Below are 7,878 nucleotides of genomic sequence, written 5' to 3'. Positions count from 1 at the left end.
TATATTACAGTTTGGGCCACTATGGGCACTTTTTTATTAAATTTTTAATTAGTTCAAGTTCATTTTACAATTAAGCAGCAATTAAAATTCAATATTTTTTTAATATAATTTATACTTTTTCTACAGTAACTATAACCTCATTCACCATAGCATGACCAACAATCGATTCGACCTGATACTTAACAAAGTCATTAGGATTTAATGAATCAATCTCATGGGCCACCCGGTAATGGAAAGTTCTATTGCCATAACTCCCAGGATAATAAACTGTTTCCGGATGAATCCTTTCAGTAACTTTAATCCGGGTAGTATCACTGAAAATATCAGATGTAACCTTCACCTCATCACCATCTGCAAGTCCCATCTCCTCTGCCACTGAGGCATTTATCCAGAGCCTGTTAGTATCATAATCTTTCGTAATCTGTAATAACTGTGGCGTATTAGCTGTGGCTGTATGAGAATGATAAGCCTCCTTACCATGGACCAGCCTGAATTCATTATCACCAAATTCAAGACCTGTTGCCGGTGGCAACCAGCCAGCAACTGGAGGTGCTCCATGTTTCTCAAAGGTTTCAGAATAAAATTCAAATTTTCCGCTTGGAGTTCCTAGTTCTGGCCAGGGTTCAGGCTGAGGAACATCAACCATCATCGAACCCTTCTCCTTAAATTCAATCAGGCTGATATCAAAGGGCTCTAAAATAGCAGCATTGGCCTCATCCATTGTAAATTTGAAATATTCGCCAACCCCCATTCTAACAGCCAGTTCTCTTATAATCTCATCAAAGCTCCTGGTCTTGCTATACATCTTAGGGATAGCCTGAGTCCGCATGGCCAGATAACCTCTGCTGCCACCCCTGGATTCAATGATTTCCTCTCTTTCAGCAAATGAAGGTTCTGGCAGGACATAATCTGCAACCATGGCAGTCTCAGAACGCTGGGTCTCAAAGACAACCAGTAAATCTAGCGCTCCAAAACCTTCCTCCATATGGTCATAATCAGGGAAGTTACGCACAGGATTATGATGGCGGACAAAACCGGCTTTAACCCTGCCTTCCTTAATCCGCTCAGCCAGTACATGGGGCAGACCGTGGCCTGTAGCCAGCGGATATTCATCTTCAACCCCGGCGCCATCGGCCCGTTTAGTGTCTGGCGCAGATGGTGCAGGATACCTGTCAGGATCAAGGCTACCTGTCGATGGACCATTATAAAATTTCAGGCCACCATCCTGATTAATGTTACCGAGCAAAGCATTTAAATAGGCAACTGCTCTGGCAGTCTCAGTACTATTTTCGTAATTACAGCCAAAGGCACCTTTCCAGGTCGGATGAACTATAGCTGCCGGGGCTGCATCAGCTAATCCCCTGGCCATCTCTCTGATTGTATCTGCAGGAACATCTGTCAACTCTTCAGCCCATTCTGGCGTATATTCATCAAGGCTATCAGCAAACTGATCAAAGCCGATAGTATGTTCTTCAATGAATTCGTGATTATAGGAATCGTCATCAATTATAACTTTACACATGGCCAGCACCATAGCCAGGTCAGTACCTGGCTTAATCGGTACCCATTTATCAGCTATTATTGAAGTCTCGTTCTGCCTCGGGTCAACACAGACTAAAGTAGTATCACCTTTTACTGCTTTATTTACAGCTTTAAGCTGACTGGTTCTAATACCTGCACCGTAATTTCTCCCGATCATAACAACATATTTGCTATTGCCAATATCAGCTGATGGCACTCCACCCATTGTGGCACCAAAACCCCGGCCTCTAGCAGTATTACAGGCAGCATTATGAGTCATAATCGTGCTGACATTTAAAGCATGCATAAACCGATTGCCATAAAAGACCCCGGTTCTCCTTGGATTATGGGCATAAAAGACCTTTTCTGGGCCTTCCTCTTCTAAAATCTCTGTCAGCCTTTCAGCAATCTCATCTAAAGCCTGATTCCAGCCAATCGGCCTGACACTACCATCATCTTCAATCTTAATAGGTTGCTTTAACCTGTAAGGATCATAGACCCAGTCAATTCCGCCATGGGCTCTAGGGCATAATCTCCCCTGACTCCTGCCATTCTCTTCATGGCCAGTAACCTTCCAGATCCGGTCATTCTTAACATGGATCCACATTCCACAGTGACTGGCACAGACATTACAGAGACTTGGCCTTTTAACTACTTCTGAATCTTCTTGAACTTCAGCCCAGGCTTTGAAATCAAAACCACTTAATCCTATACCAACGGCTCCAGCAGTCAATCCAGCCGTCTTTAAAAACTTTCTTCTAGTTAATCCCATCTATATTAAACCTCCTCAAAATTTCTAAGTATTTTATACAAGCTCAAAATCCTCTGGAGCAGTTCTTAAAATCAGGAATAAGCCAAGGCCATCCTGAGCTTCTAAACCATATAAATAAGCTTCTTTGCCATCTGCTTCCAGCTCTTCCACCCGCTCAGCTCCTAGCTCTGCCATTTCTTCCTGATTGCCAAATTCAACAGCATAAGTCGGACAGGTCGAAACACAGGCAGGATTTTCTCCATCTTCAATCAGATGAACACAGCCATTACATTTATACATCTTGCCCTCAATAATCTCCGGTACATCATAGGGACAGTCATTTAAACAGGCTCCACAGCCAATACAGGCCTCAATATCAGTTACATTCATCTCCCCTTCCTGTCTTTCAAGGGCATCTACCGGACAGGAATCAATACAGGGAGCATCATTACAGTGGAAACAGCTCCAGCGAGTCGAATTATATTCAACATCAGGATATGAGCCAGTCTCAATACTCTTAAATTTAATACTCTGAGCAGTAATAGGAAAATCATTCTCCCGCTGACAGGCCAGCCTACAGGACTGACATTCAACACAGAGGCTCTGGTCCATTAAAATAGCCTTTTTGCCGGCATCTAAATTTTCAGCACCGACTTTTTGACCCTTCATTCCAAAGCCGGCCATTAAGGTAGCCACCCCGGCAGCTCCTTTCTTCAGGAAGTCTCTTCTACTTTCTCCATTCTTTTCATTACTCATTTTCTCACCTCTCAAATTTTTGGAATTTATCGGTCTCCTCATTATTTAAATCAAACTCCTGCCATTCTAACTTTAAAAATATTTCTAAAATTTTAATAATACTAAAGTATTCAGCTACTATCTCCTTTTCCTCTGCCTCCTCTCTCAAATCTGGAATCCAGTCTAAATGATGGAGCAGAAATAATTTCTGCTCTTCCTTTAAATCTTCTGCTATCAATAAACTCATAAATTCCAGCTCAAAGCAGATATAATCAGGCATTGCCTGATAATCCTCTGGAATCTCAAGCTCAAACTCATTAAAGAGATGCTTGATATGAAGAGCCCAATCACTCATTAAATAACCTTTATCCTTGGCAAAGGGCAGATCATAACTATCATCAAGGGTCCAGACCTTATAAATAGATTCAATTGGCCTAATTTTTCCTTCTTCAGGGCAGATATTATTTCTCCAGAGCTTTAACATTTCTTTTAAATTATTTGTACTTTCAAAGGCTGGCATGTGAATATCAAAACTTTTCTGGCCAAAATAATTCTGCGTTATTTTATTATGCAGACCAGACTTAATATCCTCAAAAATTTCCTGATCTGGCTCTCTAAATAAACTGGCAAAAACAAGATACATCTTCTCCCTTAGTTCATTTTCCATTAAATATTATCCCCTCCCTGTCGTAATACTTTAAACCTATAAAACCTAGCGATGTTATCGAGATTTATTTCACAATCCCTTATATATTATATTAAACTTATCCCCCTTTATTCCTCTTTTTTGAAGCCAGTTTTTTAATTTATGTAATAAATATAACATAAGTTGGATTAATCAATTGACAGTCAGTAATTTAAAGATTATAATTATAAACAATAGCGCTAAATTTATCCTAAAAAATATGAGGTGAAAAAATGACTGCAAATAAGTCAAATCGTTTAAAGATAGACAAGAGTTCTTTAAAAAACGAACTGGAAAATCATACTGAAGACTTTGTCTTAGATAAATTAGAAGAAGTCTTAAATAATGATGAGCAGTTCAATGATATCTGTACCTGCCACAACTGTTTATTGGACATGGCTTCCTATACTTTAAATAGAATCCCGGCCAAATATATATCCAGTCCCCAGGGTTCACTCCATGCAAAACTTATAGAGTTTGAGCAGCAGGTAAATGTAGATATCATCTCAGTTTTAACCAGAGCAATCAAAATTATATCAAAAAATCCACGACATAATGAATAAACATAATTTGCAAATTAATTTCCAGGGAAATTTAGTTCTTCAATAAATTTTTCCTGGAAATCTGCATCTTTAGAGAGTTCAATATATTTTATTCTCTCCTTTAAATCCTCAACTATAGTTTCTAGATCTCTATCCAGTAGATATAGACTGGCCCCTGCTCCTGAACCATTACCAAATTGAAGAATCTTACCTGCAAAGATCTCAGGTAGCATTCCAATTAAAATAGTATTATCAGGATCAAGATAATTGGCAAAACCTCCAACCAGATAAACCTGATTGATTTCTGCTAATTTTATCTCAAGCCTGGCTGCCAGAACTTCAATGCCAGCCCTGATTGCTCCCTTGGCCAATTGCAGTTGTCTGATATCTTTCTGGGTTAAGCTTATTTTATTTTCTGCTTCTTCCTCAGAAAAAATTACAATTTCCTTTTTATCCTTATTAAATCTTTTCTGCCAGAATTCAGGCATCTTCTCTTTATCATTAAATTTACCCTTAGGATTAATTAATCCAATCTTTAAAAATCCAGCTACTAAATCCAGGAGCCCTGAACCGCAGATACCCCTTGGTTCTGCAGCATTAATTGTCTTATAATCAAAACCCTCTTCCCTAATCTCAAACCTTTCAGCTGCACCATCCAGGGCAGCCATTCCAGATGAAATATTACTGCCTTCAAAGGATGGACCGGCAGCCACAGAACAGGTATATATCTCCCTGTTATTACCCAGGGCAACCTCTCCATTGGTACCAATATCAATTAATAATTGATTCTCTCTAGCTTCTCCTACCCCTGTTGCCAGCAGATCAGCAATTATATCGGCTCCAATATAGCCGGAAATAGAAGGCAGGACTAAAAGTTCAGCTTGAGAATTTATATCCAATCCTATTAAATCCGGTGACAGATTTAAACCTTCTGTGAAATCAGGAATAAAAGGTGATTTAGCTATATCTATAGGATTAAACCCTAATAAAGTATGGAGCATTGTTGTATTGCCTGCAAAGGCAATTCTATAAATATCATCAGGCCTGGTATTAATTTCAGCTGTTAAATCCTGGAGGCCCTGATTTAACCTTGCAACTAAAACCTGCTGTAATTTCTGAGCATTCTCTTTAGATTTATTGGCAAACTGGATCCTTGTAATAACGTCAGCCCCAAATTCCTTCTGAGGATTATACATAGAGTCTACTGCCAGTTTCTCACCGGTTTCTAAATCATATAAATAAAGGACCAGAGTTGTTGTCCCAATATCAACAGCGACACCTAGTAATCTTTTCTGATCATTGCCTGAAATTAATTGAACAAGTCTGTCCTGACAGCAGATACCTGTTAATTTATCCACCTTTGCTTCAAGTTTTTTTATATCCTGAATAATACTGTCAGATATAGAGACAGTATTGGTCTTTTCAAGATATCTTGTCAGATAACTCCTCTGATCATCAAGTTCTGGTTTTGCTGGCATAAAATCAACCAGTCTCCAGCCAGAATTTAAGCGACCTTCGACTGCAGCTGTCCCGGTCAATACATTTATATCGCCTTCAGTATCCAGTCTTATCTCTAAGTCTTCTTTAACCTGATGTAAACAGGCCAGCCTGAGCCCCTGAGCTTTCTCCTTATCAGTAAAAATCTCCTCTTCAATGCTTTTAAGTTCTGGAGCAGGCGTTAAGCGGACTCTGCATTTTTGACAGGTCCCCTCTCCTCCGCAGTAAGCTGTAAGTTGATAACCTTTCTGATTAATAATATCATATAAATTCTTATCTTTTTCCACTTCAAATTCATCAGCTTTATTACCCTGAATTATTTTAACCTGATAAGCCATATTACCCCGCCTTATTCTTAATTTTAAGAAAATTATATTTAAAAAAGAGACCAGACAGCAGGTACTGCCTGATCTCTATTATTTATCAAATGAGTTATCGGTTTAGAATAAACCACTAATCTTTCCATTTTCATCGATATCAATATCTTCAGCAGATGGTCTCTTTGGAAGACCTGGCATTGTAAGAACCGGTCCAGTTAAGGCAACTAAGAAGCCTGCACCTGCAGAAACATTAATCTCTCTAACATTAACTTTAAAACCCTCTGGTCTACCCTTTAGAGCCGGGTTATCAGAGATTGAACTCTGAGTCTTGGCCATACAGATAGGCAGTTTATCATAACCATAGCATTTGTATAGTTCTATCTGCTTTTTAGCTTCATCGCTAAATTCAACACCATCAGCACCATAAACCTCTTCAGCTATAGTTCTAATTTTTTCTGGAATTGAAGCTTTCTCATCATAGAGGAATTCAAACTTTGATTCTTCGTTATCTAGAATATCGATAACCTTCTTACCTAATTCCTCTCCACCTTCGCCACCTTTGGCAAAGACTTCAGATAGAGCAACATTAACATCTAGTTTTTCACAACGTTCTCTAACTAATTCTAGTTCAGCTTCAGTGTCATCAGGGAAACGGTTAATTGCAACAACTAATGGTACCCCAAATTTCTTGATATTCTCAATATGCTTCTCTAAATTCTCGATACCATCTGATAATGCGTCAAGATCTTCATCTGTTAAGTCATCCTTGGCCTTGCCACCATGCATCTTTAGAGCTCTAACTGTTGCAACTAAGACTGTTGCATCAGGATTAAGATTGGCAAATCTGGACTTGATATTGAAGAATTTCTCAGCACCAAGGTCAGCACCAAAACCAGCTTCAGTAACAGTAATATCACTGATTGACATAGCCATTTTAGTGGCCATAACACTATTACAACCATGAGCAATATTGGCAAATGGTCCACCATGGATAAAGGCCGGAGTATTTTCTAAGGTCTGTACCAGGTTAGGCTTAATAGCTTCTTTAAGTAGAGCAGCCATTGCACCATGGACACCGAGTTGTTTTGCAATAATTGGCTCATCATCATAATTATAGGCAACCACAATTCTACCGATCTTTTCTTTTAACTCACTAATATTATTAGCAAGACAGAGGATAGCCATAACTTCTGAGGCTACTGTGATCATGAAATTATCCTGTCTTGGATAACCATTAGATTTTCCGCCAAGACCAACTATAATATCTCTTAGAGCACGATCATTCATATCTACAACTCTTGAAAAACTGACTCTTGTTGGATCGATTCCAAGCTCATTACCCTGCTTGATATGGTTATCAATTGCTGCTGATAATAGGTTGTGGGCTACACCAATCGCATGGATATCACCAGTAAAATGGAGATTAATATCTTCCATTGGAACAACCTGGGAATAACCACCACCGGCTGCACCACCTTTAACACCCATTGTAGGTCCTAAAGACGGCTCTCTAAGAGCAATTGCTGCATTTTTGCCAAGTCTATTTAAAGCCTGGCCTAAACCTACAGTAGTTGTTGTCTTTCCTTCACCAGCAGGAGTTGGGGTCATAGCTGTAACTAGAACAAGTTTGCTGTCCTGATCAAGCCTATCTAAGGCATCTAAATTAACCTTGGCCTTATATTTACCATAATGCTCCAATTCCTCTTCTAATAGACCTGCCTTCTCTGCTATTTCACTTATTGGTTTCATTTCTGCTGCCTGTGCAATTTCAATGTCGCTTCTCATTCTTTTAAATTCCTCCTTTATAATATTGTGCTTTTAAAATAA

Annotated in this window: 6 protein-coding genes; 1 reads left to right on the top strand and 5 read right to left on the bottom strand. The window is 39.1% G+C overall.

Annotated elements, in window-relative coordinates; all coding sequences use genetic code 11:
* Positions 1–109: 109 nt before the first annotated feature.
* From I0Q91_RS13990 to I0Q91_RS13980, 3 genes are read right to left on the bottom strand one after another with little or no spacing between them, the layout of a single operon-like run.
* Positions 110–2,293, bottom strand: coding sequence for a molybdopterin-dependent oxidoreductase (locus I0Q91_RS13990; RefSeq protein WP_270455285.1), 2,184 nt, complete (start codon positions 2,291–2,293; stop codon positions 110–112).
* A gap of 33 nt (positions 2,294–2,326) precedes the next feature.
* Positions 2,327–3,028, bottom strand: coding sequence for a 4Fe-4S dicluster domain-containing protein (locus I0Q91_RS13985; protein ID WP_270455284.1), 702 nt, complete (start codon positions 3,026–3,028; stop codon positions 2,327–2,329).
* 4 nt (positions 3,029–3,032) lie between these two features.
* Entirely contained in the window at positions 3,033–3,674 is a 642-nt protein-coding gene (locus I0Q91_RS13980; protein WP_270455283.1) for a TorD/DmsD family molecular chaperone, read from the bottom strand.
* 251 nt (positions 3,675–3,925) lie between these two features.
* On the opposite strand from I0Q91_RS13980, the gene I0Q91_RS13975 reads away from it, so the two are divergent.
* Entirely contained in the window at positions 3,926–4,255 is a 330-nt protein-coding gene (locus I0Q91_RS13975; protein WP_270455282.1) for a late competence development ComFB family protein, read from the top strand.
* A 14-nt stretch (positions 4,256–4,269) separates the two neighbouring features.
* On the opposite strand, the gene I0Q91_RS13970 is transcribed toward I0Q91_RS13975, so the two are convergent.
* Together I0Q91_RS13970 and I0Q91_RS13965 are read right to left on the bottom strand one after the other, a co-directional pair.
* Entirely contained in the window at positions 4,270–6,069 is a 1,800-nt protein-coding gene (locus tag I0Q91_RS13970; RefSeq protein WP_270455281.1) for an ASKHA domain-containing protein, read from the bottom strand.
* A gap of 102 nt (positions 6,070–6,171) precedes the next feature.
* Positions 6,172–7,836, bottom strand: coding sequence for a formate--tetrahydrofolate ligase (locus tag I0Q91_RS13965; protein ID WP_270455280.1), 1,665 nt, complete (start codon positions 7,834–7,836; stop codon positions 6,172–6,174).
* Between the last annotated feature and the right edge of the window lie 42 nt (positions 7,837–7,878).

Origin of the sequence: Halonatronomonas betaini (genome assembly GCF_015666175.1) — a bacterium.
Lineage (GTDB): Bacteria > Bacillota > Halanaerobiia > Halanaerobiales > Halarsenatibacteraceae > Halonatronomonas > Halonatronomonas betaini.
The sequence above is the reverse complement of the archived record's forward strand: the minus strand, read 5'-3'. Positions and strand labels throughout refer to the sequence as shown.

What these genes read in the sequence shown, in the direction of transcription:
- I0Q91_RS13980 (WP_270455283.1), bottom strand. Translation starts at nt 3,674, where the DNA reads ATGGAAAATGAACTAAGGGAGAAGATGTATCTTGTTTTTGCCAGTTTA.
- I0Q91_RS13970 (WP_270455281.1), bottom strand. Translation starts at nt 6,069, where the DNA reads ATGGCTTATCAGGTTAAAATAATTCAGGGTAATAAAGCTGATGAATTT.
- I0Q91_RS13990 (WP_270455285.1), bottom strand. Translation starts at nt 2,293, where the DNA reads ATGGGATTAACTAGAAGAAAGTTTTTAAAGACGGCTGGATTGACTGCT.
- I0Q91_RS13965 (WP_270455280.1), bottom strand. Translation starts at nt 7,836, where the DNA reads ATGAGAAGCGACATTGAAATTGCACAGGCAGCAGAAATGAAACCAATA.
- I0Q91_RS13975 (WP_270455282.1), top strand. Translation starts at nt 3,926, where the DNA reads ATGACTGCAAATAAGTCAAATCGTTTAAAGATAGACAAGAGTTCTTTA.
- I0Q91_RS13985 (WP_270455284.1), bottom strand. Translation starts at nt 3,028, where the DNA reads ATGAGTAATGAAAAGAATGGAGAAAGTAGAAGAGACTTCCTGAAGAAA.